Genomic DNA, 24483 nt, shown 5'->3' on the forward strand with positions numbered 1-24483 from the left:
CGGAGCTGTCCACACAGACGGCCGCCTACATGCGGCCCAACTTCTTCGTCAACACCCCCGACATCCTGCACGCATACCTTCAGCACGGGGGCCGGCCCGCCTTCGAGGTCCGCGCCGTCCTGGCCGCCACCCTCTCCCCGACCTGGGGCGTGTACTCCGGCTACGAACTGTGCGAGAACGTCCCCCTGCGCGAGGGCAGCGAGGAATACCTCGACTCCGAGAAGTACCAGCTGCGCCCCCGGGACTGGGAGACGGCCGAACGCGAGGGCCGCACCATCACCCCCCTCATCACCCGGCTCAACGCGATCCGCCGCGCGAACCCGGCCCTGAGGCAGCTGCGCGATCTGCACTTCCACCATGCGGACCAGGACCCGGTGATCGCATACTCGAAACGGAGCGGTTCGAACACGGTTCTGGTGGTCGCCAACCTCGACCCTCACCACACCCAGGAGGCCACGGTCTCGTTGGACATGCCGCAACTCGGCCTGGACTGGCACGAGTCGGTGCCGGTGCGCGACGAGCTCACCGGCGAGACCTATCACTGGGGCAGGGCCAATTACGTGCGCCTGGAACCGGGCACCCGTCCCGCGCACGTGTTCACGCTCCTGCGACCGTCCACCCCGCAGATCGGAGGGTCACCCACAACATGATCGTCAACGAGCCCGTTCCGGACACCTTCGAGGACACCCCCACCAAGGACCGCGACCCGGATTGGTTCAAGCGCGCGGTGTTCTACGAGGTCCTCGTCCGTTCCTTCCAGGACAGCAACGGCGACGGCGTCGGCGACCTCAAGGGCCTGACCGCCAAACTCGACTACCTGCAGTGGCTGGGCATCGACTGCCTGTGGCTGCCGCCCTTCTTCAAGTCACCCCTCCGCGACGGCGGTTACGACGTCTCGGACTACACCGCCGTCCTGCCGGAGTTCGGGGACCTCGCCGACTTCGTGGAGTTCGTCGACGCCGCCCACCAGCGCGGTATGCGGGTGATCATCGACTTCGTCATGAACCACACCAGCGACCAGCACCCGTGGTTCCAGGAGTCCCGCAAGGATCCCGACGGCCCCTACGGCGACTACTACGTGTGGGCCGACGACGACAAGCAGTTCCCGGACGCCCGGATCATCTTCGTCGACACCGAGGCCTCCAACTGGACCTTCGACCCGGTCCGCAAGCAGTACTTCTGGCACCGGTTCTTCTCCCACCAGCCGGACCTCAACTACGAGAACCCGGCCGTCCAGGAGGAGATGATCTCCGCCCTGCGGTTCTGGCTGGACCTGGGCATCGACGGCTTCCGGCTGGACGCGGTGCCGTACCTGTACCAGGAGGAGGGCACCAACTGCGAAAACCTTCCGGCAACCCATGAGTTCCTCAAGCGGGTGCGCAAGGAGATCGACGCCTCCTACCCGGACACGGTGGTGCTGGCCGAGGCCAACCAGTGGCCCGAGGACGTCGTCGACTACTTCGGCGACTTCGAGTCCGGCGGCGACGAGTGCCACATGGCCTTCCACTTCCCGGTCATGCCGCGCATCTTCATGGCCGTACGACGGGAGTCCCGCTACCCGGTCTCGGAGATCCTGGCCAAGACCCCGGCGATCCCGAAGAACTGCCAGTGGGGCATCTTCCTGCGCAACCACGACGAGCTGACCCTGGAGATGGTCACCGACGAGGAACGCGACTACATGTGGGCCGAGTACGCCAAGGACCCACGGATGCGCGCCAACATCGGCATCCGGCGCCGGCTCGCCCCGCTCCTCGACAACGACCGCAACCAGATCGAGCTGTTCACCGCCCTGCTGCTGTCCCTGCCGGGCTCGCCGATCCTGTACTACGGCGACGAGATCGGCATGGGCGACAACATCTGGCTCGGCGACCGGGACGCGGTCCGCACGCCGATGCAGTGGACACCTGACCGTAACGCGGGTTTTTCGTCCTGTGACCCCGGGCGCCTCTACCTGCCGACCATCATGGACCCGGTCTACGGCTATCAGGTCACCAACGTCGAGGCGTCGATGTCGTCGCCCTCCTCGCTGCTGCACTGGACCCGCCGCATGATCGAGATCCGTAAGCAGAACCCGGCCTTCGGGCTCGGGTCCTACACGGAGCTGCAGTCGTCCAACCCGGCGGTCATCGCCTTCCTGCGCGAGTACGAGGACGATCTCGTGCTGTGCGTGCACAACTTCTCCCGGTTCGCACAGCCCACCGAGCTCGACCTGCGCGAGTTCAACGGGCGGCATCCGGTGGAGCTGTTCGGTGGGGTGCGTTTCCCGGCCATCGGGGAACTGCCGTACTTGCTGACCCTCGCGGGGCACGGGTTCTACTGGTTCCGGCTCCGCGGGGAAGGCGCCTAGCAGCCCCGCGAACCCGGCGTGGGGCGGTTTCTCCCGCCCCACCCGGGGCACGCATACGTAACACCCCGCCCACCCGGGGAAAGGACGCGACGCCATGTCGGAAGCCGTCACCAGTACCGCCACGACCAGCCCCGGCCTCCTTGCGTCACTGGACCCCCTGCTGCGCGAGTGGCTGCCCCGGCAGCGCTGGTTCGCCGGCAAGGGACGTCCGGTCACCGGGTTCTCACTGGTCGCCGCCACCGAGCTGCTCCCCGTCGACGGCAAGCTGGGCCTCTACCACCTGCTGGTGCGCGCCCACCAGCCGTCCGCGCTGGGCGCGGAGACCCACCCCGGCGACTGCTACCAGCTGCTCATAGGCGTGCGCGAGGCGCTGCCGCCCCGGCTGGCGCCCGCGCTGATCGGACATGTGGAGGAGGGCCCGCTCGCCGGACGCACGGTGTACGAGGCCCTGTACGATTCCCGGCCCGCCGAGGTGCTCCTGGAGGCGCTGCGCTCCCAGGCCCGCATCGGCGGGCTGCGTTTCGAGCGGGAGCCGGGCCGGGAGATCCGGGCCGGACTCGTCCCGCGGCTGATGACCGCCGAGCAGTCGAACTCGTCGGTCGTCTACGGCGATACGTTCATCCTGAAGCTGATGCGCCGGGTGGTGCCCGGCGTCAACCCCGACCTGGAGCTGCCGCTGGCACTGGCCCGCGAGGGCTGCCCCCGGGTGCCCCCGCCGACGGCGTGGCTGCGGGCGGAGCTGGGCGGGGAGCCGTACGTCCTGGGCGTGCTGCAGCCCTTCCTGCAGGGCGCGTCCGACGGCTGGGAGCTGGCCCTGCGGGAACTCGCCAAGGGCGAGGACTTCGGTGCCGAGGCGCGGGCGCTGGGCCGTGCGACGGCCGAGGTCCACACGGCGCTGGCCCGTGCGCTGCCGACGGTCACGCTCGGCCACACCCAGATGGAACTGCTGGCCGACGGCATGATCGAACGGCTGGAGGCGGCGGCGCAGGCGGTGCCGGTGTTGCGGCCGTACGTGCCGGCCCTGCGCTCGGCGTTCACGGCGCTGGCCGACCTGGCGGCCGAGGGCCGTGTCTGGACCGCGCAGCGCGTCCACGGGGATCTGCACCTCGGGCAGTGTCTGCGCTCGCCGGGCGGTCAGTGGTGGCTGATCGACTTCGAGGGCGAGCCGGCCAGGCCGCTGGCCGAGCGTCGGATGCCGCAGCCGCCGGTGCGGGACGTCGCGGGCATGCTGCGGTCCTTCGACTATGCCGCGCACTCCGCGGGGCCGTCGGCCGCGGAGGACTGGGCCGAGACCTGCCGGGCGGCGTACTGTTCCGGATACGCCGAGGTCAGCGGCGCGGATCCGCGCACCGACCCGGTACTGCTGCGGGCCTGTGAGACCGACAAGGCGATCTACGAGGTCGTCTACGAGGCCCGGCACCGGCCCGACTGGCTGTCGGTGCCGATGACGGCGATAGAGCGTTACGCCACCTCTGACCTGTACTGACTTGTACCGTCCTGTACTGACCTACTCCACCCCCGACCCTTCGCCGAGGAGGCGCCGCCCGTGACCCCCCGCCCCACGTCCAGCGGTCCGGATCCCAAGAAGACGGCCGAGGACAAGGCCGTCAAAGCCGCGAAGAGTGTGAAGAAGGCGGTGAAGAAGGCCGCGGACAAGGTCACGCCGGGGTCTTCCTCGTCGGGGGCGGAGAAGACCCCGGCGAGGAAGACGCCCCCGAAGGCCCCGGCGGGCGCGGCCCCGGCGGAGAAGGTGACCGCCAAGAAGGCGACGGCGAAGAAGGCAGCCGCGAAGAAGACGACCGCGAAGAAGGTGGCTGCGGAGGGCACGGCGGCCAAGAAGACAGCGGCCAAGAAGGTCCCCGGCGAGGGAACTGCGCTCAAGAAGGCTGCCGCCAAGAAGGTCGCCGCCGAGGGTCCGGCGGCGAAGAAGACGGCCGCGGCGAAGAAGACCGCTGGTGAGGGTACGGCGGTGAAGAAGACGGCGGCGAAGAAGGTCGTCGGCGAGGGCGCGGCGGTGAAGAAGACGGCCGCCAAGAAGACAGCCGCGAAGAAGGTCGCCGGCGAGGGCACGGCGCTCAAGAAGACAGCCGCGAAGAAGGCGACCGCCGCGGGCACGGTGGCCAAGGCGGCCGCCAAGAAGGCTCCGGCGAAGGCCGCTTCTTCCGCTACGGCTGCCAAGAAGGCCGCTGCTGAGAAGACGGTCGCCAAGAAGGCGGTGACGGCGAAGGCCGCGGCCAAGAAGGCGAGCACCGCGAAGAGGGCCCCTGCCAAGACGGCGACCTCGAAGGCGACGGCCGGCAAGGTCGCTGCGGCGGCGCAGGCGGCTGCCGCCGCGCCGACGGAGCCGACGTCGTCCGAGACCGTGCCGTCGACTGCCGCGGCACCGCGACCCGCCACGACGCCCCCTTCGGCGCCGGAGCGACTCACCGCGGCCAGCGCCTCCGGCGAGCCCGGCAGCACCGAGCACCCCGCTCCCGAGGGCGGCACAGCCCCGGAGCCACTTGCCGCCGCCGGTGACTCCGGCTCCGCGCAGCCCGTCACTCTCGGTCGTGAGGATCGGGAGCGGTTGCTGGCCGGTACCCATCATGATCCGCACACCGTGCTGGGGGCCCACCGCGTCGACGGGGGCGTGGCGTTCCGGGTTTTCCGGCCCTACGCGCTGGGCGTGACCGTCGTCGCCGGTGAGCTGCGGGCGGAGTTGGAGGACGACGGGGACGGGTTCTTCTCCGGGCTGCTGCCGTTGTCGGAGGTGCCGCCGGGGTATCGGCTGCTCGTGACCTACGAGGGGTCCGTGCAGGACGTCGAGGACGCGTACCGCTTCCTGCCCACGCTCGGCGAGCTGGACCTGCACCTGATCGGTGAGGGCCGGCACGAGGAGCTGTGGAAGGTACTGGGCGCGCACCCGATGACCCACCAGGGCGTGGCAGGCACCCGATTCTCCGTGTGGGCCCCCAACGCACGCGGCGTCCACGTGGCCGGCACCTTCAACTTCTGGGACGGCACCGGCTACCCGATGCGCTCGCTCGGCTCCTCCGGCGTGTGGGAGCTGTTCGTGCCCGGCATCGGCGAGGGCGAGCTGTACAAGTTCCAGATCACCCGCCCCGACGGCTCCAAGACCCTGCGCGCCGACCCACTGGCCCGCCGCACCCAGGCCCCGCCGGAGACCTCGTCGATCATCACCGCCTCGCACCACGAGTGGCGGGACGCGGAGTGGCTGGCCCGCCGCGCGGACCTGCCCGCGCACGAGGCGCCGTTCTCCGTGTACGAGGTCCATCTGCCCTCCTGGCGCCCAGGACTGACGTACCGTCAACTCGCCGAGCAGCTCCCCGCGTACGTCAAGGACCTCGGCTTCACCCACGTCGAGCTGATGCCGGTCGCCGAGCATCCCTTCGGCGGCTCCTGGGGCTACCAGGTCACCGGCTTCTACGCGCCGACGGCCCGCCTCGGCACCCCGGACGACTTCCGGTACCTGGTCGACGCCCTCCACCAGGCCGGCATCGGCGTCCTGATGGACTGGGTGCCGGCACACTTCCCGCGCGACGACTGGGCGCTCGCGGAGTTCGACGGCCGCCCGCTGTACGAGCACGAGGACCCACTGCGGTCCGCGCACCCCGACTGGGGCACCCTGGAGTTCGACTTCGGCCGCCGCGAGGTGCGCAACTTCCTGGTGGCGAACGCCATTTACTGGTGCGAGGAGTTCCACATCGACGGTCTGCGGGTGGACGCCGTCGCCTCCATGCTCTACCTGGACTACTCGCGCGAGCCGGGCCAGTGGGTGCCGAACGAGCACGGCGGCCGGGAGAACCTGGACGCCGTCGCCTTCCTGCAGGAGATGAACGCGACCGTGTACCGGCGGGTGCCGGGCGTGGTGACGATCGCGGAGGAGTCAACGGCCTGGGACGGCGTCACGCGCGCCACGCACCACCGGGGCCCGGGCGGCTTCGGCGGGCTCGGCTTCGGCCTGAAGTGGAACATGGGCTGGATGCACGACTCGCTGGACTACATGAGCCACGAGCCGATCCACCGCAAGTACCACCACAACGAGATGACGTTCTCGATGGTGTACGCCTACAGCGAGAACTACGTCCTGCCCATCTCGCACGACGAAGTCGTCCACGGCAAGCGCTCGTTGGTGTCGAAGATGCCGGGCGACTGGTGGCAGCAGCGGGCCAACCTGCGTGCCTATCTGGCCTTCATGTGGTCGCACCCCGGCAAGCAACTGCTCTTCATGGGGCAGGAGTTCGCGCAGGGCGCGGAGTGGTCGGAGGCGCACGGCCCGGACTGGTGGCTGCTCGACCCGGGGTACGGCGCGGAGGCCGACCACCGGGGCGTGCGTGACCTGGTCCGCGATCTCAACACCGTGTACCGGCACAGCCCGGCGCTGTGGCAGCAGGACATCCAGCCGGCGGGCTTCGAGTGGATCGTGGGCGACGCGGCCGACGACAACGTCTTCGCGTTCCTGAGGTACGCCACCGACGGCACCCCGCTCCTGGCCGTCTCCCACTTCTCCCCGGTGGTCCGCCACGACTACCGGTTGGGTGTCCCGGACGACGTCCCCGCCTGGCACGAGGCGGTGAACACCGACGCCGCGCGATACGGCGGCACCGACGTCACCAACCCGGACGACATCAAACCGGAGCCCCACCCCTGGCACGGCCGCCCGGCCAGCATCCGGCTGACCCTGCCCCCGCTGGCGACGCTCTGGCTGCGCCCGGCGTGACCGCTCCGGAGCAGGGGCCCGGGACACACAGGCCCCGGGCCCCGCTCAACGGTTCCCGAACATCAGCCTCCGCAGCGCCGACAGCATCCCCCGCACATGACTGTCGCCCCGGCCCGTGTCGACCGCGACGGGCTCCTCCCGCGCCCCCGGGGCGGAAGGACGCACCCGGCCGCTCAGCTCGTACCGCACCGGCAGCAGCCTCAGACCCCGCACCACCGGCCCCGTCCGCCACGGCAACTGGTCCGGCGGCAGGGTCAGTTCGGCCTTGGTGAAGTGGTCGAAGACGCGGCCGACCGCCGTGGTCACGATCATTCCGCCCAGTTCGCGCGCCGCGCTCGGGCAGCCGTGCGGACCGGCGCCCCAGCCCAGATGGGCCCGGGTACTGACCGTCGACCCCACCATCGGGGAGGAACCGATCGCCAGCAGGTCCTGGTGCGCCGCGGCCGCCGACGGCGAGACGACGTCACCGGCCCGCACACAGAAGTCGCCCAGCAGCGCGTCCCGCGCCGCGAAGCGGAAGCACATGTTGGCGACCGGCGGATTGACCAGCGCCGCCCGGTTGACCGTCTCCCCAAACTGCCCGGCCGACAGGCTCCGCCGCACCCCGGCGTTGCCGCGCAGCACCTCCAGCAGGGTGTTGAGCACCATGTTGCCGGTGATGTCGTTCAGGTACACGGCGTTCATGAACAGCTCCCGGCCCAGCTGCTCGTCGCTCATGCCCGGGTCGGCCAGCAGCATGTAGGACGTGAGGTCGTCCCCGGGCCGGGCCCGCCGGTGCGCGGCCAGCCGGGTCATCGCCGCCAGCGCCCGTCCCGTCGCGGGCCCCGCGTCCGGCCCGCCGTCCAGCATCCGCCACAGGTCCATGACCAGTTCGTCGCCGAGTTCGACCGGGCAGCCGAACAGCTTGGTGGTGACCATGAGCAGCAGCGGCCGGGTGTACTGGGCGCCCAGGTCCGCGAACCCGGCCGTCCCCGACTCGGCGGCGAGCATGCCGACGAGTTCGTCCGCGTACCGCGCGACGGTCGCCCTGAGCTCCCATCCCTGCGGAGTGCTCGGCTCCTGGAAGGGCCGCAGCGCCGAGTGCAGCGTCACGCGCGCCGCCCGGTGCTCCTCGTCGTCCATGAACATGGTCTGCCGCACCTCGTACCCGGCGAGCAGCGGCCAGTCGTGGGGCAGGCGTCCCTCGGCCCGGGCCCGCCAGTACCGGACGTCCCGTCGCCACTGGTTCTCGTTCTTCAGGACCTCCAGCACCTCTCGGTAGTCGAGAACCAGCCATACGGGCACGCCCATCAGCCCGACCGGAGCCACCGGGCCGTAGGTGCGCCGCAGCCTGTCGTACACCGCCCCGGGATCGGCGTCGAACTCCGCCGTGAGCAGCGGCTGGACGGGCAGCGACTCGAGCCGGGGACGGTCGGCCGGCGCGCCGGTGTACGGATGGGCTTCCATGACCACCACGCATACCGCACCGACCGTGTACGAGCAGTGACCATGGCGGGAACTGTTACGGCTTGGTGATCCCCAAGGCGCCCGTGTCGACCAGCCCCTTCGGCAGCCGTCCGGTGTGCAGCACGCCCAGCCGCTGCGTGGCCCGGGTCAGCGCCACATACAGGTCGCTGGTGCCGTACAGGCCCGGCTCGACCACCAGCACGGAGTCGAATTCCAGCCCCTTCGACTGACGCGGGTCGAGCAGGACGACGGTCCGGGTCAGGTCCGGTTCCGCGCCGGCCGTCACCCCGTCCAGCCGGGCCGCGAGCCTGCGGTGCAGATGGCGCGGGGCGATGACCGCGAGCCGGCCCTCGGCGGGGGTCAGCTCCTTCACCGCCTCGGCGACCGCGCCGGGCAGGTCGTCGGTGGCGCGCACCCAGGGCCGTACCCCTGTCGAACGGATCGAGCTCGGCGGCTCGAAGTCCGGGTTCTCGGCGCGTACGACGGCCGCCGCGAGGTCCATGATCTCGGCGGGGGTGCGGTAGTTGACGCCCAGGCGGGTGTGCTCCCAGCGGTCCTCGACGTAGGGCGCGAGGATCTTCTCCCAGGAGCCGACGCCCGCCGCCTCCGCGGTCTGCGCCGGGTCGCCGACCAGGGTCATCGAGCGGGTCGGGCTGCGCCGCATGAGCAGCCGCCAGGCCATCGGCGACAACTCCTGCGCCTCGTCCACGATGATGTGCCCGAAGGCCCAGGTGCGGTCGGCGGCCGCGCGCTCGGCGGCGCTGCGGTGGTCGTCCTCCTCCTGCCGCTCGGCGAACCGCTCGGCGTCGATGATGTCGTGCGCGGACAGCACCTCGGAGCCGTCCGGGTCGCTGTCCTCCTTGTCCTCGAACTCGTAGGTCCGGGAGGCGAAGGACACGTCCAGCACGCCCTGCGCGTAGGCGATCCGGGTCTCCCGCTCACGCTCGGCCCGCGCCCGCGCGAACCGCTCGTCCACGCCCAGCAGTTCGGCCGCCTCGTCGAGCAGCGGGACGTCGGCCACGGTCCACGCGCGGGTCACCGGGCGGCGGATGGCGGCGGCGTCCTCGTCCGAGACGTAGCCGACGGGGTCGGCGAGGAAGTCCGCGACCAGCCGCTGCGGGGTCAGCCGCGGCCACAACTGGTCGATGGCGGCCCACACTTCGGGGTTCTCGGCGATCTCGTCACGGATCTGGGTGACGTCGGAGGCGTCCAGCAGACTGCCGCCGTCGTAGGGGTCGGTGCCGACGCGCTCGGCGTACAGCTCGGTGAGCGTGTTGAGGATGTGGCCCTCGAAGTGCTCCCGGGCCACGTTGTGCGGCAGCCGGGCGGCCCGGGTCTTCTCGCGGGCGACCTTCACCAGGCCGTCGTCGAGCATCAGCACCTCCCGGTCGTGCTCGATCGCGATCACCGGGTCGGGCAGCGCCTGCCAGTCGCGTACGACGTCGGCGAGCACATCCGCCATGTCGGCGCGGCCCTTCACGGCCGCCGCCTCCCGGGTGTCCGTGGCCGTCGCCCGCACGCCGGGGAACAGCTCCCCCACGGTGGCGAGCAGTACGCCCGTCTCGCCGAGGGCCGGCAGCACCTCGCCGATGTAGCCGAGGAAGGCGGGGTTGGGGCCGACGATGAGCACGGCCCGCTTGGCGAGCAGTTCCCGGTGCTCGTAGAGGAGAAAGGCCGCCCGGTGCAGCGCGACGGCCGTCTTGCCGGTCCCCGGGCCGCCCTCGACGACCAGCACACCGCGGTGGGGCGCCCGGATGATCTCGTCCTGCTCGGCCTGGATGGTCTGCACGATGTCGTGCATACGTCCGGTGCGGGCCGCGTCGAGGGCGGCGAGCAGCACGGCGTCGCCGGTCGGGTCCTCGTGGCCGGTGCGCTCCCGGTCGCCGAGGTCGAGGATCTCGTCGTGCAGGGCGGTGACGGTACGGCCGCCGGTGGTGATGTGCCGACGCCTGCGCAGACCCATCGGGGTGTGGCCGGTGGCCAGGTAGAAGGGGCGGGCGACGTCGGCCCGCCAGTCGATGAGGATCGGGGTGCGCTCGGCGTCGTCGGTGCGCAGCCCGATGCGGCCGATGTGGTGGTTGGCGCCCGAGGTCAGGTCGATCCGGCCGAAGCAGAGCGAGCCGTCCACCGCGTTCAGGGCGGCCAGCAGTCCGGAGCGCTCGGCGACCAGGATGTCTCGCTCCAGCCGGGCCTGCATGGGCGTGTCGCCCTGGGCGAGCGCGTCCGTGACACCGGCCTCGGTGTCCCCGCGCAGGGCGTCCACACGGGCGTAAAGCCTGTCGATGAATTCCTGCTCACCGCGAATTTCATCGCTGTTTGACAATTCCACTCCCGGCCAGATATACTGTGCTCACTGAACTTCTTTGCGACTCAATTCCCGTGAAGTCGCGAACCATTGAATATACGCAGGAAAATCCCCCGAGCGCAATTGCTCGGGGGATTTCTCTTTGTTCCCGTCGGGTCGGGCGCCGCCGGAACCACCCGCGGCGGGTGAGGCGGCGCTCGCTCGGGCCGGAGTTCGCTGGTGGGTGACCACAACCTCCGCACCCCTGCGAGAACGGACCCCGAGATGACCCAGGACACCACCGGCGCGGGCGGAGTGACCGCACTCGCCGAGGCCGACGCTCCCGTCTTCGAAACGCTCGTGCAGATGACCCTCAACACCTTCGAGCGGTCGGGCCTCGACCCGGAGACGTACCTGCTGACCCGTATCGCGGCGCTGGTGGCCATGGACGCCGCGCCGGCCTCCTACCTGCTCAACATCGGCACGGCGGACTCACTGGGCATTCCGCTGGAGCGGATCCGGGGCACCCTCGTGGCCATCGCACCCGTCGTCGGCAGCGCCCGTGTCGTGTCCGCCGCCCGGAACATCGGCGAGGCCTTCGGACTGGACCTGCCGGACGCCGCCTGACCGGCGCGGCAGGCCCGAGACAGGGAGACCGTCATGTGCCGCTGGCTCGCCTACTCGGGGACACCCGTGCTGATCGAGGAGGTCCTCTACCGCCCGACGCATTCACTGATCGACCAGAGCCTCCATTCGCGGATGGGCGTCGAGACGACCAACGGCGACGGCTTCGGTGTGGGCTGGTACACCGACCACGCCCACACCCCGGCCGTCTTCCACGACACCGGCCCGGCCTGGAGCGACCGCAACCTCCACGAGATCGCCTCCCACGTCAGTTCGCCGCTGTTCTTCGCCCATATCCGGGCCTCCACCGGGACGGCCGTGCAGCAGACCAACTGCCACCCCTTCCGGCACCGTCACTGGATGTGGATGCACAACGGCGCGATCGCGGACTTCGCGGTACTGCGCCGCGACCTCACCCTCGCCGTCGACCCCGTCCTGTTCCCCTCGATCGAGGGCACCACGGACTCGGAACTCATGTTCTACCTGGCCCTCACCTACGGACTCGACGTCGATCCCCCGGGAGCCGTGGCCCGTATGGCGGGCCTGGTCGAACACGTGGGGCACACGCACGGGGTGGCGGAGCCCCTGCAGATGACGATCGCCGTGACCGACGGGGAGCGGGTCTGGGCCTTCCGGTACTCCAGCGCCGGCGCCTCACGGTCGCTGTTCTACAGCAGCCGCGTCAGCGACCTGCGCGCCCTCCACCCCGACGTCTCGTTCCTGAAGGACGTCTCCGACGACACCCGGCTGATCGTGTCGGAGCCGCTGGGCGATCTGCCCGGCGCCTGGAACGAGGTGCCGGAGAGCACGTACGGCATCGTCCAGCCGGGGCAGGACGTCCTGCGCACCTTCAAGCCCCAGTACGGGTAGGCGGAGCAGGGCCCTGGCCGGCTGGTCAGAGCACGTCCTCCAGCTCCGCGAGCAGCCGCCGCTTGGGGCGGGCGCCCACCATCGCCTTCACCGGCTCGCCGGCCCGGAAGACCATGAAGGTCGGCATCGAGAGCACCTTGTAGGCGTTCGTCGTCTCCGGGTTGGCGTCCACGTCCAGCTGGACCACCTTCAGCCGCTCGCCCTCCTCGGCCGCGAGGGCCTTCAGTACCGGGCCCATCTGCCGGCACGGCGGGCACCAGTCGGCGGTGAACTCCACCAGCACCGGCAGCTCCGAGCCGATCACCTGCGCCGCGAAGTCCGCGTCCGTCACCTCGGTCACGCTCACAGTTCCCGCCCTCCCAGTTCGCACAACGGTGGTTCGCTGTCGGTCGAGGCCAGGCGCACGGCGATGGTCGCCCGCACCGCCTGCAACTCACCGATCAGCGCGTCGAGTTCGGCGAGCTTGCGCCGGTAGACCGCGACCGAGGCCGGGCAGGAGTCACCCTCCGGATGACCGGCCCGCAGACACTCCACGAAGGGCCGTGTCTCCTCCAGGTCGAACCCGAAGTCCTGCAGCGTGCGGATCTGCCGGAGCAGCTTCACATCGCTCTCGTCGTAGGTCCGGTGTCCGAGCTCGTCGCGGCGCGCGGGCAGCAGCCCGCGCGCCTCGTAGTACCTGAGCGCCCTCGTCGTGGTCCCGGCCCGTGCGGCCAGCTCGCCGATTCGCATGCCTACGAACGTAAGCCTTCACGCCGACGTCAAGGCAAGCACCGGTGTCAGCGGGGCGGCACACCGGGCGCCCGGCCCGGGCGCGGGCCCAGCAGCCATTCGCCGGAGGGCGGCCCCGAGTGGACCTCCTCCTCGTCGTCGTCCGCCGGCCAGTCCTCCTCGTCCTCGTCGCCGGTCCGCACGCCCAGCAGCCTGCGGGTGAGGCGGTCGCGGTCGGAGAGGAGTTCGTCGAGGGCCTCGCGGACGTCCGCCGGTTCGGTGCGGGCGGACTCGCGTTCCGCCGCGATCAGCACCGAGCGGCGCACCAGTTCCTTGGTGAAGGAGGCCGTCGTGCCCTCGGTGCGGGTCACCACCTCGGCGGCGATGTCCTCGCCGAGGCCGAGATGGGTGCCGTACAGGGCGAGGAGGGCGGCGCGGCCCTCGGCGTCGGGCAGCGGGATCTCGACGGCGAGGTCGACGCGGCCGGGGCGCTGCACGAGGGCCGGTTCCAGCAGGTCGGCGCGGTTGGTGGTGAGCAGGAAGGCGACGTCGGCGTCGTCGCCGAGGCCGTCCATCTCGTTCAGCACCTGGAAGAGCAGGGGCTGTTCGCCGTTGCCGTAGTCGCGGGCCTCGGCGATCAGGTCGCAGTCCTCCAGGACGACGAGCGCGGGCTGGAGCATCCGGGCCAGGGCGCAGGCCGGGCCGATGGCCTCGATGCTGGTGCCGGAGAGGATGACCGCCGTGAACTGCGGGAGGTGGGAGAGGAGGTAGCGGATGGTGTGGGTCTTGCCGGTGCCGGGCGGACCGTAGAGCAGCAGGCCCCGGCGCAGGTGCTGGCCGACCGCGCGCAGCTGCTCGCGGCGCCGGGCCACGCCCACCACCTGACGCTCCACCCGCTCCAGCAGGCCGGTCGGCAGCACGATGTCCTCGCGGGTCAGGCCGGGCCTGCGGTGGAAGCGGAACGGGCCGAGACCGTGGCCGAACTGGGAGCCCTCGAAGGACAGCACCTGGCCGCGGAAGACGTTGTGCTCGCGCACGATCGCGTCGAGGTCCGCGAGCAGCCGGTCCGCGAACTCCTTCTCCTGCGCGAGGACCTCGATCTCGACCTTGTTGCGCCCGTACTCGTCGGCGGGGCCGCGCAGCAGCACCGCGAACCGCTCCTCGCCGTCCGTGCCGAGATAGAACCCGCAGGAGACGCAGGCCAGTTCCTCGTCCGGGGAGATCGGCAGGTGCGCGTAGTCGACCGCGCCGATGGTGAACCGGTCGTAGCGGTCGGCGGATTCGAGGATGTCGCCGAGGGTGAGCTCGCCGTGGTGCTGGGCGCCGCGCATGCCGATGAGCTCGTAGGAGCGGCCGTCGGCGGCGAACCAGCGTTCCAGCGCGAGGTGCACGTTGGGGAGGTCGTAGGGCGGGTACGCCGCCTTGACCACCGGGCGGTCGGTGGGCGCCGAGCCGAGGTGCTCGCGCAGCCGCCTGGTGAGGTTGCGGCGGTCGTCGTCCTCCTTGCGCCGGGGATGGGCCACGGCGGAGAGGAACTCGTAGAACATCTCGGAGATCTGTTCCATCGACAGCGACGACGGCTCGCGGCCCGCGCCGTAGCGTCGCTCGTACGCGGCCGAGCTGACGATCTCGGCCCCTTCGGACTCCCCCATGTCGCCTCCGTATGGTCGGTACGTGCGCTCCAGGGCTCCCCAGCCTGGTCCCAACCGACACCGGAGGCAAAGCATGTAGGGCAAGCGTCACCAAACGGTCGCCGTTCGCACCCGGAGCGGCGGGCCCGCTCCCGGACCCGCCGCTCCGTTCCCCCGCGTCTCCCCCGTCGGTCTCGTCACTCGCCCCGGTCTCACCGCTCGGCAACGACCGCCGTTGTCCAGGGTGGCTCCTCGGCCTCCTTCGCCCCGGCCCGCTCGAACCACACGCGGGCCGCTTCGGGGCGCCCGGTGAGCAGGAGGAGCAGCGCCGCGATCGGGCCGCGGATCTCCTCGCCCTCCCCGCGCGTCCACTCGATGTCGGTGGCGACGAGCCGGGCCCGGGGAAGCGGCCAGGGACGCGGCGGGATCCGCATGGTCCACACCCGGTCGGCGGCGTCCCGAGCGGCCTCCGACGGCATCTCGCGCGTCCGGCCGAGCGCGAGGGCGATGTCCTGGCCGTGCACGAGGACGTCCAGCAGCGACTCGCGGGGCGTGGTCAGCGGGGCCATGCGCCGGGAGCCGACGATGGAGCGCAGATGGGCGACGATCTCGCCCACGGGCAGCCGGGCCTCGCGCAGCGCCGAGTCATGGATCATGCGGTCGAAGTCCCCCCGGGCGCGCACGACTTCCCGCAACACGGTCCGCGCCGGATAGCGCGCCCCGATGGTCAGATGGGCGGCCACGTCCCGCACTCGCCAGTCCCCGCAGCGGGTGGGCGTCTCCCACTCCTCCGCGCTCAGACCGGCCAGCAGATCGGCGAGGCCCGCCCGCTCACGGTCGACGACCTGCCAGAGCTCGTCCGTCGGCAACTGCGCACCCATGGGGATCACCGCCCACTCAAGTGGTAAGCTTCACTGACCAAAGTAGTCAGAGACTCTGACCAATGTCAAGGTAAGCGGAGGAACGTCCACGATGGCGGTGGAGAGCGAGCTCAATACGGGAGTGCTCCTGTTCCTCCCCTATCGGGCCCTGGAGAACCGTATCTTCGCCGTGCTCGCCGCAGCGGGGCACGACGACCTCACGCCCGCCCAGGCCCGGGTCCTGCAGCGGATCGGGCCGGAGGGCACACGGCTGACGGAGCTGGCCGAACAGGCCCAGGTGACCAAGCAGACCGCGGGCTTCCTGGTCGACCAGCTGGAGAAGACCGGGTACGTACGCCGCGAGCCGGACCCGACCGACAGACGGGCCCGGCTCGTGTGCCTGGCACAGAGGGCGTGGGCGGCGAAGGAGATCGCCGACGGGATCGTGGCCGAGGTCGAGGATGAGTGGGAGCGGCACCTCGGCAAGCGCCGTATGAAGCAGCTGCGCGAGGCGCTGATCCTGCTGCGGGAGATCACCGACCCCTGGGCGGAGCGGCAGCCCTAGACCGGCACCCCGGCCGACTCCTCGACCTCCAGGAGTGACGCGCTCTGGCGTTCCTCCTCGAAGGCCCTGCGGCCGCCCCGGAGTCCGAACAGGCGCTTGGCGAGGGCGATGTAGAGCACCGCGAGGATGTTGAGGACCAGGGTGGCGATCTTCAAGTAGCTGACGTGCTCGGTGAGTTCGTAGATCTCCAGCGGCAGGAACGCGGCGGTGGCGACCACCGTCAGATACTCCGCCCAGCGCTTGGCGTACCAGAGACCGACCGCCTCGACGAGTTCGATCAGCGCGTAGGCGAGCAGCAGCGCGGCCACCAGGACCAGCGTGGAGTGCTTGTAGCCGAAGGTCTTCTGGATGGTGCCGACGATCGGCGAGTGGTCGAGGTCGTAGTGGAAGTGCCGGAAGACGGGCCGGAAGACGTCGAGGTACTCGTCGAAGAGCCGGCGCACCGAGTCCTGGCTGTTGCTGAACTTCCACACGGCCACCGCCACCAGCACGATGAACACCCCGCGCACGGCCCGCTCGACCGCCAGGAAGCGCAGGATGAACAGATCACGCAGCACCTTGCCGCGCGGCACCAGGGGCGCCTCGGCGGCCGGTCCCGAGCCGTGCGGCTCGCCGAGCACGAAGTCGCCGCAGCGCAGACAGCGCCAGACCTCGCCGAGGGCGGTCTCGGCGTGCAGCCGCACCCGCAGCCGGGGGTCGTCCGGCGCGTACGTGATGTGCCCCTTGCGGGAACACGTCCGCCGGTCCCAGTCGATCTTCATCCCCCGCGCCTCCATACCGCCGTGTCGAGCATGCCGAGCGTACGAACGTGCCGTGCCGGTCGACGGCACGGCACGTTAGTGCATCGGAGTAAGAGACGACGATCCGGGGAGGTCAGTTCACCGCGGCGCCCGCCGCTTCTCCCGGGACCGGGTGGCCACCCCGGACCGGGCGGCTGGGCGACGGGGGGGACGCTCAGCCGCCCGGTGCGGGCGGGGGACGGGCCCGCGTTCAGGGCGGGCCCCTCCCGGGTTCGCCGGGGCCTCAGGCCTTGGCGAGTTCCTTCTCGCCGCCCTGCTCGGGGATCTCGGCGTGCGGCTGCACGCCCTCGTCGAGGAGGGTGGTCTCGTCGAAGGGGAGTTCTCCGGCGAGGACCTGGCGGACGCGGATCTTGTCGATCTCCTTGGTCCAGGTGCCGACCAGCACGGTGGCGACCGCGTTGCCCGCGAAGTTGGTCAGGGCGCGGGCCTCGCTCATGAAGCGGTCGATGCCGACGATCAGACCGACGCCGTCCACCAGGGCGGGCTTGTGCGACTGCAGACCACCGGCCAGGGTCGCAAGGCCCGCGCCGCTGACGCCCGCCGCGCCCTTGGAGGCCAGCAGCAGGAAGAGCAGCAGCGGGATCTGCTCGCCGACGGACATCGGCGTGCCGAGGGCGTCGGCGATGTAGAGGGACGCCATGGTCATGTAGATCATGGTGCCGTCGAGGTTGAAGGAGTAGCCGGTCGGGACGGTGATGCCGACCACCGGCTTGCTGACGCCCAGGTGCTCCATCTTCGCGATGAGCCGCGGCAGCGCGGACTCGGAGGAGGAGGTGGACAGGATCAGCAGGAACTCACGGGCCAGGTACTTGAACAGCGTGAAGATGTTCAGCCCGGCGATGACCCGCAGCAGAGTGCCCAGCACGACGAAGACGAACAGGACGCAGGTGACGTAGAAGCCGAGCATCAGGACCGCGAGGCTCTTCAGGGCGTCGAGGCCGGCCGAGCCGACGACCGCGGCGATGGCGCCGAAGGCACCGATCGGGGCGGCCCACATCACCATGGCGAGGATGCGGAAGACGAGCCGCTGGATGTGCTCGACACCGCGCAGGATCGGCTGGCCCACCGAGCCCATGGCCTGCAGCGCGAAGCCGGTGAGCAGCGCGATGAGCAGGGTCTGCAGGACCTGGCCCTCGGTGAACGCCGAGACGAAGGTGGTCGGGATGATCGACAGCACGAAGTCCACGGGCGGCAGCGCGTCGCTGGAGACCTGGTCGTGGCCGGACGCCTTGATCGCGTTGGTGAGGTGCAGTCCGTCGCCCGGGTGCAGGATGTTGCCGACGACGAGACCGATGGTCAGCGCGACCAGCGACATCACCAGGAAGTAGCCGAGCGCGATACCGCCGACGGCACCGACCTTCGCGGCCTTCCGTACCGATCCGATGCCGAGCACGATCGTGCAGAAGATGATCGGGGAGATCATCATCTTGATCAGGTTCACAAAGCCCGTACCGAGCGGCTTGAGCTCGACGCCGGCGTCGGGCCAGATCAGCCCCACGGCGATACCGAGCACGACCGCCGCGATCACGGCGAGGTAGAGGTAGTGGGTACGGTCCCGCTTCACGCGGGGTGCGGCAGGTGCCGTATCGGGGGTGCTGGCGGCGGCCACGGCTGCCCTCCTTGACGTCTTCGTCGGCATCACCGGCGTGCGGCTCACGTCCGGGGGATGGGGATCGGGGGTGCGGTTTCGTCCGGCGGCCGCGATGGCTGGAACCGAATGTCCCGCTTCCGCTCGCTTCCGCATTGCGGTGACTATCCCGTGCCCCTGTGAGGGCGGTCACCCTTCCGTTCATTTAGTTCACGCTTGACGTGGGAGGCAGACTGACGGCATGCGCATCCCTGTCCCGAGACCCCGCAGCCTGGCGGGGCAGCTCTTCGCCATGCAGGCCGTGCTGATAGCGGTCGTCGTGGCCGGATATGCGCTGTTCACGTATGTCAGCGACGAGCGGCAGGCCGAGCGGGCGGCCGGCCGGCAGGCCATGGCGGTGGCCCGTTCCATCGCCGACGCGCCCTCCGTGCACGCGGCGATCGCCACCCCCAAGCCGAGCACCGAACTCCAGCCGTACGCGCTGAAGGTGATGCGCGACGCCGACGTGGACTTCGTGACGATCATGGATCCGCGGGGCATCCGCTGGACCCACCCCAACAAGAATCTGATCGGCAAGCACTTCGTCGGCAATATCGCCAAGGCCCAGAAGGGCGGCTCGCTCACCGAGAAGTACAAGGGCACCCTCGGTGTGTCGGTCCGCGCGGTCACCCCGATCAAGGACGCGGACGACAGGGTCATCGGCCTGGTCAGCGCCGGTATCAAGGTCCAGGCGATCAGCAAGCAGGTACGGGGCCAGGTCTCGGCCCTCCTCGGCGTCGCGGCCGGCGCCCTCGCCCTCGGCGCGATCGGCACCTACGTCGTCAACGCCCGGCTGCGCCGCCACACCCACGGCATGAACGCGGCCGAGCTCAGCCGGATGCACGACTACCACGAGGCCGCCCTGCACGCGGTGCGCGAGGGGCTGCTGATGCTGGACGGGCAGTACCGGGTGGCGCTGATCAACGACGGCGGACGGGAGCTGCTGGGGCTGGAGGGCGAGCGGGGCGTGATCGGGACGTCGGTCGCGGACCTGGGTCTGCCGAGCCCGTTGACGGGGGCGTTGCTGGCGTCGGAGCCGCGGGTGGACGAGGTGCATCTGACGGCGGACCGGGTACTGGTGGTCAACACCTCCCCGGTGTCCGGCGGTGAGCGCCGCGGCACCGTGGTCACCCTCCGGGACGTCACCGAACTGCAGTCCCTGATGGGCGAGTTGAACTCCGAGCGTGGTTTCACCCAGGCCCTGCGCTCCCAGGCGCACGAGGCCGCGAACCGCCTCCACACGGTGGTCTCCCTGATCGAGCTGGGCCGCGCGGAGGAGGCGGTGGACTTCGCGACGGCGGAACTGGAGCTGGCGCAGGCGCTCACCGACCAGGTGGTGGCGGCGGTGAGCGAGCCGGTGCTCGCTGCCCTGCTCCTGGGCAAGACGGCGCAGGCGAACGAGCGGGGCGTGGAGCTGGTGGTGTCGGAGGACAGCCGCCTGGACGACGGTCTGCTGCCGCCGACCCTGCCCGCCCGGGACCTGGTGACCATCCTCGGCAACCTGATCGACAACGCGGTGGACGCGGCGCAGGGAAGCGTGCGGGCGCGGGTGACGGTGACGGCGTACGCGGAGGGCTCCGAGCTGGTGCTGCGGGTGGCGGACACGGGCGCCGGGGTGGATCCCGCCCACGCCGACCTGGTCTTCCAGCGCGGCTTCTCCACGAAACCGTCCGGGCCGGGGGGCCGGGGGCTGGGTCTGGCGCTGGTACGGCAGGCCGTGCAGCGGCAGGGCGGCGAACTGACGGTGACCGAGGCGGACGGCGGGGGCGCGGAGTTCGTGGTGCGGCTGCCGCTGAGGACGACGACGCCCGTCCCGGTGCCGGGAGGCGAGGCATGACCGACATCCGGGTGCTGGTGGTGGAGGACGATCCGGTCGCGGCGGACGCGCACGTCATGTACGTCGGCCGGGTACCGGGGTTCGTCGCGGTCGGGAAGGCGCACACGGGCGCGGAGGCCCGCCGGCTGCTGGACCGCACGGCGGTGGACCTGCTCCTGCTGGACCTGCATCTGCCGGACGTGCACGGGCTGCAGTTCGCCCGCTCGTTGCGGGCGGCGGGGCATCACGCGGACGTGATCGCGGTGACGTCCGCGCGGGATCTGACGGTGGTGCGCGAAGGGGTGTCGCTGGGGGTCGTGCAGTACGTCCTGAAGCCGTTCACCTTCGCGACGCTCAGGGACCGGCTGGTGCGGTACGCGGAGTTCCGTGGGGCGGCCGGGGAGGCGGACGGCGACGTGCCCGAGGTTCCCGGCGGACGTGTGGAGAAACACGGCGGCGCCGGTGTCCTCGACGGACTCGACCACCAGGTCGAAGGCAGGGCCCGAGTCGTCCTCGGCCGAGACCACCCGGAACCCCTCGGGCCGGACGCCGAGCACGATCGCGTCCGCCCCCTCGGCCGCGGCCGCCCGCACGGTCGCCCGGGGCAGCGGTACCTCCAGGCCGTCGAGCCGCACCCCGCCCCCGGACAGCGGCAGCCGGAACAGGTTCATCGCGGGCGAGCCGACGAAACCGCCCACGAAGGTGTTGGCCGGGCGGGCGAAGACGTCCCGCGGCCTGCCCACCTGCTGCAGCACTCCGTCCCTGAGCACCGCCAGCCGGTCGCCCATGGCCATCGCCTCGATCTGGTCGTGGGTGACGTAGAGCGTGGTGATGCCGAGATGGTGCTGCATCCGGACGATCTGGGTGCGGGTCTCCACCCGCAGCCGGGCGTCGAGGTTGGACAGCGGCTCGTCCATCAGATACGCCCGCGGGTCCCGTACCAGCGCCCGCCCCGTCGCCACCCGCTGCCGCTCGCCGCCCGACAGGGTCCTCGGCCGGCGCCCGAGGTAGTCCTCGATGTCGAGTACGGAGGCGGCGAACCGCACCCGCTGCCGGGCGTGCCGTCTCGGCATGCGCGCGATGCGCAGGGCGAAGCCGATGTTGTCGGCAGCCGACAAATGCGGGTACAGCGCGTAGTTCTGGAACACCATCGCGACGTCCCGCTCCCGGGGTGGAAGATGAGTGACGTCCCGGACGCCGATGTGGATGGATCCCGAGTCGACGTCCTCGAGCCCGGCGAGCAGACGCAGACAGGTCGACTTTCCGCACCCGGAGGGTCCGAGCAGCACCATGAACTCGCCGTCCCCGATCTCGAGGTCGAGCGAGTCGACGGCCGGCCGGCCGCCCGACGGGAAGCGCCGGGTGACCTTGTCGAAGGTGACGGACGCCATGACGGCCCCCTCTGAAGGTCCTGGAACCAAGAGTGGAACGGGCGTTGGCGTTCGGCACGCCCTTGGGCCGAACGAGTGACAGGAAAGAACGGAGCAAACAGGGCGACTTGCAACGGTAACGCCAAGTTTTCCGGCCCCATAGAGCGGGGGGCCGCTCATTTGGTTAATCTGGAGCCGACGGACAGCATCACCGGGTCCCACCCACACCCACGTCCGTCCCGGGGCGGGCCGGCAGACAACGGCCTGTTCTCACACGAGTTACCGGCGCCACCGCGTCCGAACTGCATTCGACTCACACCCGAGCGGGCGTCAGGAGCCGGACCGTGAAGTGGCCGGCACGCCCCGAGGGTGACCCGACACATAAGGAGTGCGCGGTGACACCGGAGAAGACGAATCGCGAACAGCGCCCCAAGGAACGCACGGAGCGCGCAGGCCGCCGGCCCGGCGAGCTCGGCAGCCTGGACGTGTGGGCCCGGTCCGCCCCCATCCGCCTGGCGGGCTACGAGGACGACCTCGCCGAGCCGCACATCCTGCCCAGCATCGACTGACGTCGCGCGAGCAGGAACCTCGCGATCGCCGACCGCATGGGCGTGACAGACTCACGCCCATGCAGATCAGGGAAGCCGCGGCCGGGGACTGGCCGCGCATCTGGCCTTTCTGGCACCGTATCGTCGCCGCCGGCGAGACCTACACCTGGGACCGGGACACCTCCGAGGAGGTGGCCCGGTCCTTGTGGATGGGGCCGGCCAAGCGTGTGTTCGTCGTCGAGGACGAGACCGGCGCGATCGTCGCCTCGGCCTTCGTCACCCCCAACTACGGCGGGCCCGCCGCGCGGATCGCCAACGCCGGCTTCATGGTCGACCCCGCCCAAGCGGGCCGCGGCTTCGGCCGCGCCCTCGCCGAGCACGTCCTGACCGAGGCCCGGGCGGACGGCTATCGCGGCATGGTCTTCAACGCGGTCGTGGAGACCAACCCGGCGGTCAAGCTGTGGCTGTCCCTCGGCTTCACGATCCTGGGCACCGTACCGGAGGCCTTCGACCACCCGAGCCACGGCCGGGTGGGCCTGCACATCATGTACCGGGCGCTGTAGAGCTCCGTGCGCGGCTAGTCCTTGCGGCCCGTCACCGCCACGGTCACTCCCAGACCGATCATCGTCAGGCCGCCCACCCCGCCGACCAGGGAGAGGCGACGCGGGGAGCGGGCGAACCAGTCGCGCGCGGTGGCGGCCACCAGCCCCCAGACGCTGTCGGACGCGAGCGCGATGGCGTTGAAGACCAGGCCGAGCAGCAGCATCTGCGGGGTGACGTGCCCGCGGTCGCGCTCGACGAACTGGGGAAGTACGGCGGCGAAGAACACGATGGTCTTGGGGTTGGTCACACCGACCACGAACCCCTCCCAGAAGGTGCGCAGTCCGCTGTGGGTCACCGCCTCCGCGCCCGTGAACGCGGCCCGCAGCGAACCGCGGGCACGCCACGCCTTCACGCCGAGGTACACCAGATAAGCGGCACCGGCCAGCTTGAGCACCGTGAAGACGAGCACCGAGCGCTCCACCACGGACCCGATCCCGACCGCCACGGCCACGACCAGCAGATACGCGCCGAGCGTGTTGCCCGCGACGGTGGTCAGCGCCGCCCGGCGCCCCTGCGCGAGCGCCCGCCCGATCACGAACAGCACGCTCGGACCGGGGATCACGATCAGCAGGAAGGACAGCGCCGCGAAGGCGAGCAGACGGTCGGTGGACATCATGCGGCCATGGAAGCAGCGCGGGCACCCCGCTTTCCAGTGGGTTTTCGCCGCGGATCGCACCCTAGTCGGCGCTCGCGTGCCGGTGGAGGCGGTCGGCCAGCGCCTGCACGAGTGTGCGCAGTTCCGTGGGGCGCTCGATGACGAACGGGCGGTCCAGGGCGGCCAGGACCGGGGGGATCCACTCCAGGCGTTCGGCCCGGATCCGCACGCGGACCCAGCCCGCGTGATCGACGTCGGTGTCGGGGAGCGGGGACACCCTGGCGAGGTGGGCGGGGAGGTGGTCGCGGATGTGCCCGACGTCGGCGTGGACGCGCAGGGACACGTCGTGCGTCCACGGCGTCCGCGCGAGACCGTCCTGCACGGCGGCCACCGGATCGAACGCCTGCGGGACGTCGAAGGATCCGGGCCGGACGGTCATGGCGGCGATGCGGTCCAGCCGGAAGGTACGGGTCTCCCCGTCGCCGGCACCCGGGTCGGCGGCGGTCAGGTACCAGCGCCCGGAGTGGGCCACGAGACCGTAGGGCAACACGGTCCGGTCGCTCTCGCGGCCCTGCCGGTCGGTGTAGGTGATCTCCACCGGGTGCCGGTGCAGCGCCGCCTCGGCGAGTCCGAGCAGGACGTCCGTCCCGCGGCCGGTGCCGGAGCGGGCCGGCGCGGTGAAGTCGGCCGTGTCCAGCAGCGCCGACAGGCGTCGGCCGAGAGGCTTCGGCAGGACGCGCCGCAGTTTCGCCGCCGCGCTCTCACCGGCCGCGGCGGACGCGGGGACCAGCCCGGTGCGCCGGGCGGCCAGCAGGCCGAGGAGCACGGCCAGCGCCTCCTCGTCGGTGAGCATCAGCGGCGGCATGCGGTGGCCGGGGGCGAGCCGGTAGCCGCCGTAGCGGCCGCGCACCGACTCGACCGGCACGCCGAGTTCCAGCAGGTGGCCGGCGTAGCGGCGGACAGTGCGTTCGTCGACGCCGAGGCGGGCGGCCAGGTCGGGGACGGTGCGGGTGCCGCCTCCCTGAAGGATCTCCAGCAGGGCGAGCACCCGGGCGGTCGATGTGGTCAC

The 24483-nt window shown here is 71.0% G+C and carries 19 protein-coding genes and 3 pseudogenes; 11 read left to right on the forward strand and 11 right to left on the reverse strand.

What is annotated here, in order from left to right; genetic code table 11:
• From GRC12_RS01760 to glgB, 4 genes and pseudogenes are all read left to right on the forward strand, one after another.
• A pseudogene (locus GRC12_RS01760) lies at positions 1-650 on the forward strand (alpha-1,4-glucan--maltose-1-phosphate maltosyltransferase); the annotation flags it as partial.
• On the forward strand, positions 647-2347 hold the full coding sequence (gene treS, locus GRC12_RS01765) for a maltose alpha-D-glucosyltransferase (RefSeq protein ID WP_208776823.1): 1701 nt from the start codon (positions 647-649) through the stop codon (positions 2345-2347). The pseudogene GRC12_RS01760 and the gene treS, both read left to right, overlap by 4 nt.
• 94 nt (positions 2348-2441) lie before the next feature.
• Entirely contained in the window at positions 2442-3833 is a 1392-nt protein-coding gene (locus tag GRC12_RS01770) for a maltokinase N-terminal cap-like domain-containing protein (protein ID WP_208776824.1), read from the forward strand.
• A 60-nt stretch (positions 3834-3893) separates the two neighbouring features.
• Entirely contained in the window at positions 3894-7067 is a 3174-nt protein-coding gene (gene glgB, locus GRC12_RS01775) for a 1,4-alpha-glucan branching enzyme (RefSeq protein ID WP_308286447.1), read from the forward strand.
• 45 nt (positions 7068-7112) lie between these two features.
• On the opposite strand, the gene GRC12_RS01780 is transcribed toward glgB, so the two are convergent.
• The gene (locus GRC12_RS01780; protein ID WP_208776825.1) at positions 7113-8513 is read right to left on the reverse strand and encodes a cytochrome P450; all 1401 of its coding nucleotides are present in this window, start codon (positions 8511-8513) and stop codon (positions 7113-7115) included.
• 55 nt (positions 8514-8568) lie between these two features.
• The gene (locus tag GRC12_RS01785) at positions 8569-10818 is read right to left on the reverse strand and encodes a HelD family protein (RefSeq protein WP_208776885.1); all 2250 of its coding nucleotides are present in this window, start codon (positions 10816-10818) and stop codon (positions 8569-8571) included.
• Positions 10819-11082: 264 nt separating this feature from the next.
• Here GRC12_RS01785 and GRC12_RS01790 point away from each other — a divergent pair, with 264 nt between their 5' ends.
• Together GRC12_RS01790 and GRC12_RS01795 are read left to right on the forward strand one after the other, a co-directional pair.
• Positions 11083-11424 (forward strand): carboxymuconolactone decarboxylase family protein, encoded by a 342-nt coding sequence (locus GRC12_RS01790; RefSeq protein WP_208776826.1) that lies wholly within the window; start codon positions 11083-11085, stop codon positions 11422-11424.
• A gap of 33 nt (positions 11425-11457) precedes the next feature.
• Entirely contained in the window at positions 11458-12291 is an 834-nt protein-coding gene (locus tag GRC12_RS01795) for a class II glutamine amidotransferase (protein WP_208776827.1), read from the forward strand.
• A 25-nt stretch (positions 12292-12316) separates the two neighbouring features.
• Here the strand turns inward: GRC12_RS01795 and GRC12_RS01800 are convergent, their stop codons facing one another.
• From GRC12_RS01800 to GRC12_RS01815, 4 genes are all read right to left on the reverse strand, one after another.
• Positions 12317-12631: a thioredoxin family protein gene (locus tag GRC12_RS01800; RefSeq protein WP_208776828.1), complete on the reverse strand. Its 315-nt coding sequence runs from the start codon at positions 12629-12631 to the stop codon at positions 12317-12319.
• A 2-nt stretch (positions 12632-12633) separates the two neighbouring features.
• Complete coding sequence (locus GRC12_RS01805) at positions 12634-13020, reverse strand: MerR family transcriptional regulator (RefSeq protein WP_208776829.1); 387 nt, start codon at positions 13018-13020, stop codon at positions 12634-12636.
• Between the two features lie 47 nt (positions 13021-13067).
• The gene (locus tag GRC12_RS01810) at positions 13068-14651 is read right to left on the reverse strand and encodes an AAA family ATPase (RefSeq protein ID WP_208776830.1); all 1584 of its coding nucleotides are present in this window, start codon (positions 14649-14651) and stop codon (positions 13068-13070) included.
• Positions 14652-14842: 191 nt separating this feature from the next.
• Complete coding sequence (locus GRC12_RS01815; RefSeq protein WP_208776831.1) at positions 14843-15511, reverse strand: maleylpyruvate isomerase family mycothiol-dependent enzyme; 669 nt, start codon at positions 15509-15511, stop codon at positions 14843-14845.
• A 91-nt stretch (positions 15512-15602) separates the two neighbouring features.
• Between GRC12_RS01815 and GRC12_RS01820 the strand changes: the two genes are divergently transcribed.
• Positions 15603-16055: a MarR family winged helix-turn-helix transcriptional regulator gene (locus tag GRC12_RS01820; protein ID WP_208776832.1), complete on the forward strand. Its 453-nt coding sequence runs from the start codon at positions 15603-15605 to the stop codon at positions 16053-16055.
• Here the strand turns inward: GRC12_RS01820 and GRC12_RS01825 are convergent.
• Together GRC12_RS01825 and GRC12_RS01830 are read right to left on the reverse strand one after the other, a co-directional pair.
• The gene (locus GRC12_RS01825; protein ID WP_208776833.1) at positions 16052-16816 is read right to left on the reverse strand and encodes a DUF2127 domain-containing protein; all 765 of its coding nucleotides are present in this window, start codon (positions 16814-16816) and stop codon (positions 16052-16054) included. The genes GRC12_RS01820 and GRC12_RS01825 overlap by 4 nt on opposite strands.
• Before the next feature lie 262 nt (positions 16817-17078).
• The gene (locus GRC12_RS01830; RefSeq protein ID WP_244371904.1) at positions 17079-18494 is read right to left on the reverse strand and encodes a cation:dicarboxylate symporter family transporter; all 1416 of its coding nucleotides are present in this window, start codon (positions 18492-18494) and stop codon (positions 17079-17081) included.
• Positions 18495-18684: 190 nt separating this feature from the next.
• On the opposite strand from GRC12_RS01830, the gene GRC12_RS01835 reads away from it, so the two are divergent.
• A complete protein-coding gene (locus tag GRC12_RS01835; RefSeq protein ID WP_208776834.1) occupies positions 18685-20319 on the forward strand; it encodes a sensor histidine kinase in 1635 nt (544 codons plus the stop codon).
• Positions 20316-20712: pseudogene (locus tag GRC12_RS01840) on the forward strand (response regulator); the annotation flags it as partial. The gene GRC12_RS01835 and the pseudogene GRC12_RS01840, both read left to right, overlap by 4 nt.
• Here the strand turns inward: GRC12_RS01840 and GRC12_RS01845 are convergent.
• A pseudogene (locus GRC12_RS01845) lies at positions 20625-21689 on the reverse strand (ABC transporter ATP-binding protein); the annotation flags it as partial. The pseudogenes GRC12_RS01840 and GRC12_RS01845 sit on opposite strands and share 88 nt — an antisense overlap.
• A gap of 374 nt (positions 21690-22063) precedes the next feature.
• On the opposite strand from GRC12_RS01845, the gene GRC12_RS01850 reads away from it, so the two are divergent.
• Both GRC12_RS01850 and GRC12_RS01855 read left to right on the forward strand, forming a co-directional pair.
• Complete coding sequence (locus tag GRC12_RS01850; RefSeq protein ID WP_133046628.1) at positions 22064-22237, forward strand: hypothetical protein; 174 nt, start codon at positions 22064-22066, stop codon at positions 22235-22237.
• A 59-nt stretch (positions 22238-22296) separates the two neighbouring features.
• Positions 22297-22779: a GNAT family N-acetyltransferase gene (locus GRC12_RS01855; protein WP_208776835.1), complete on the forward strand. Its 483-nt coding sequence runs from the start codon at positions 22297-22299 to the stop codon at positions 22777-22779.
• 14 nt (positions 22780-22793) lie between these two features.
• Here the strand turns inward: GRC12_RS01855 and GRC12_RS01860 are convergent, their stop codons facing one another.
• Positions 22794-23435 (reverse strand): LysE family translocator, encoded by a 642-nt coding sequence (locus GRC12_RS01860; RefSeq protein WP_133046537.1) that lies wholly within the window; start codon positions 23433-23435, stop codon positions 22794-22796.
• A gap of 61 nt (positions 23436-23496) precedes the next feature.
• The gene (locus GRC12_RS01865; RefSeq protein ID WP_208776836.1) at positions 23497-24483 is read right to left on the reverse strand and encodes a helix-turn-helix transcriptional regulator; all 987 of its coding nucleotides are present in this window, start codon (positions 24481-24483) and stop codon (positions 23497-23499) included.

This window comes from Streptomyces griseorubiginosus (assembly GCF_017614965.1).
Classification (GTDB): Bacteria; Actinomycetota; Actinomycetes; order Streptomycetales; family Streptomycetaceae; genus Streptomyces; species Streptomyces griseorubiginosus_B.

What these genes read in the sequence shown, in the direction of transcription:
- GRC12_RS01830 (WP_244371904.1), bottom strand. Translation starts at nt 18,494, where the DNA reads ATGCCGACGAAGACGTCAAGGAGGGCAGCCGTGGCCGCCGCCAGCACC.
- GRC12_RS01780 (WP_208776825.1), bottom strand. Translation starts at nt 8,513, where the DNA reads ATGGAAGCCCATCCGTACACCGGCGCGCCGGCCGACCGTCCCCGGCTC.
- GRC12_RS01815 (WP_208776831.1), bottom strand. Translation starts at nt 15,511, where the DNA reads ATGGGTGCGCAGTTGCCGACGGACGAGCTCTGGCAGGTCGTCGACCGT.
- GRC12_RS01795 (WP_208776827.1), top strand. Translation starts at nt 11,458, where the DNA reads ATGTGCCGCTGGCTCGCCTACTCGGGGACACCCGTGCTGATCGAGGAG.
- GRC12_RS01770 (WP_208776824.1), top strand. Translation starts at nt 2,442, where the DNA reads ATGTCGGAAGCCGTCACCAGTACCGCCACGACCAGCCCCGGCCTCCTT.
- GRC12_RS01820 (WP_208776832.1), top strand. Translation starts at nt 15,603, where the DNA reads ATGGCGGTGGAGAGCGAGCTCAATACGGGAGTGCTCCTGTTCCTCCCC.
- GRC12_RS01860 (WP_133046537.1), bottom strand. Translation starts at nt 23,435, where the DNA reads ATGATGTCCACCGACCGTCTGCTCGCCTTCGCGGCGCTGTCCTTCCTG.
- GRC12_RS01835 (WP_208776834.1), top strand. Translation starts at nt 18,685, where the DNA reads ATGCGCATCCCTGTCCCGAGACCCCGCAGCCTGGCGGGGCAGCTCTTC.
- GRC12_RS01810 (WP_208776830.1), bottom strand. Translation starts at nt 14,651, where the DNA reads ATGGGGGAGTCCGAAGGGGCCGAGATCGTCAGCTCGGCCGCGTACGAG.
- GRC12_RS01825 (WP_208776833.1), bottom strand. Translation starts at nt 16,816, where the DNA reads ATGAAGATCGACTGGGACCGGCGGACGTGTTCCCGCAAGGGGCACATC.
- GRC12_RS01790 (WP_208776826.1), top strand. Translation starts at nt 11,083, where the DNA reads ATGACCCAGGACACCACCGGCGCGGGCGGAGTGACCGCACTCGCCGAG.
- GRC12_RS01855 (WP_208776835.1), top strand. Translation starts at nt 22,297, where the DNA reads ATGCAGATCAGGGAAGCCGCGGCCGGGGACTGGCCGCGCATCTGGCCT.
- treS (WP_208776823.1), top strand. Translation starts at nt 647, where the DNA reads ATGATCGTCAACGAGCCCGTTCCGGACACCTTCGAGGACACCCCCACC.
- GRC12_RS01805 (WP_208776829.1), bottom strand. Translation starts at nt 13,020, where the DNA reads ATGCGAATCGGCGAGCTGGCCGCACGGGCCGGGACCACGACGAGGGCG.